Below are 1624 nucleotides of genomic sequence, written 5' to 3' on the forward strand. Positions count from 1 at the left end.
CCCCGACCCCGACCGAGCCGCCCTCGGACGGCAAGGCGCCCGCACTGCACGTCTCCGGGAACAAGCTCGTCGACGCCTTCGGTGCCACCCGCAGGCTGCTCGGCGTCAACCGCTCCGGCGGCGAGTTCATGTGCGTGCAGGGATACGGCATCTGGGACGGCCCGGTCGACGACGCCGCGATCAAGGCGATCGCCGACTGGAAGGCCAACACCGTCCGGATCCCGCTGAACGAGGAGTGCTGGCTCGGCCTGTCCAACGTCAAGTCCCAGTACTCCGGGGCCAACTACATCAGCGCGGTGAAGGACCTGGTGGCCCGGGTCGAGGCGCACGGCATGACGCCGGTCGTCGAACTCCACTGGACCTACGGGCAGTACACCGGCAACTCGGCGGGCTGCTCGGACGTCCACGCCACCTGCCAGAAGCCGATGCCCGACATGCAGTACTCGCCCGCGTTCTGGTCCTCGGTGGCGAGCACCTTCAAGGCCGACCCGGCCGTGGCGTTCGACCTGTTCAACGAGCCCTACCCGGACCGGGCCACCGCCACGACCACCCAGGCGTGGCAGTGCTGGCGCGACGGCGGCAGCTGCCCCGGCATCGGCTACGAAGTGGCCGGAATGCAGGACCTGGTCGACGCCGTACGCGGCGCCGGCGCGAACAATCCGATCCTGGCCGGCGGGCTCGCCTACTCCAACGACCTGAGCCAGTGGCTCACCTACCGGCCCACCGACCCGGCGGGCAATCTCGCCGCCGCCTATCACGTGTACAACTTCAACACCTGCGCGAGCGAGAGCTGCTGGAACTCCACGCTCGCCCCGGTCGCCGCTCAAGTGCCCCTGGTGGCAGGTGAGATCGGCGAGAACACCTGCTCGCACGCGTTCGTCGACCAGGTCATGAAGTGGTTCGACGCACACGGTCTGTCCTATCTGGGCTGGACCTGGAACACCTGGGACTGCTCCTCGGGCCCGTCCCTCATCTCCTCCTACGACGGCACACCCACGTCGTACGGAGCCGGGCTGCGCGATCATCTGCGCGCTCTGAACGGCTGATCCGTCACACGGTCCGGCACGCGCTCCACCATGCGCCGAACCATGCGTTCCACCGCACATCCCACCGTGCCGTCCGGCACGCGCTCCACCGTGCAACCCGTCACGCGCTCCACCGTGCCATCCATCGCGCCATCCATCACGGAACACCACAGAAGGAACCCGCACTCATGAGCCGTAGCAGAACAGCGGTACTCGCCGCACTGGCGCTGATCGCCGGCGCCACCGGAGCGGCCGTCACGGCCGCTCCCGCGTCCGCCGCCGTCCCCTGCACCGTCGCCTATTCGGTGCAGAACCAGTGGGACACGGGCTTCACCGCCAATGTGACCGTCACCAACAACAGTGCCGCCAAGAGCAGTTGGGCGGTGAAGTGGGCCTACGCCGGCAACCAGAAGATCACCAACGGCTGGAACGCGAAGATCACCCAGAGCGGGACCGCCGTCACCGCCAACAACGAGAGCTACAACGGGACGCTGGCGACCGGCGGTTCGGTCAGCTTCGGCTTCCAGGCCTCCTACAGCGGCACCAACGCCCTCCCGACCACCTTCACCCTCGACGGCGTGACCTGCAACGTCGACGAC

2 protein-coding genes are annotated in these 1624 nt (G+C 68.1%); both read left to right on the forward strand.

The annotated features are described in order from the left end of the window. The coding region (locus FNH09_RS46295) for a glycoside hydrolase family 5 protein (RefSeq protein WP_238427495.1) at positions 1-1046 on the forward strand (1046 nt) is incomplete at its 5' end. A 167-nt stretch (positions 1047-1213) separates the two neighbouring features. After that, on the forward strand, positions 1214-1624 hold a 411-nt coding region (locus FNH09_RS46300; protein WP_202919901.1), incomplete at its 3' end, for a cellulose binding domain-containing protein.

The organism is Streptomyces adustus (genome assembly GCF_009377175.1).
Lineage (GTDB): Bacteria > Actinomycetota > Actinomycetes > Streptomycetales > Streptomycetaceae > Streptomyces > Streptomyces adustus.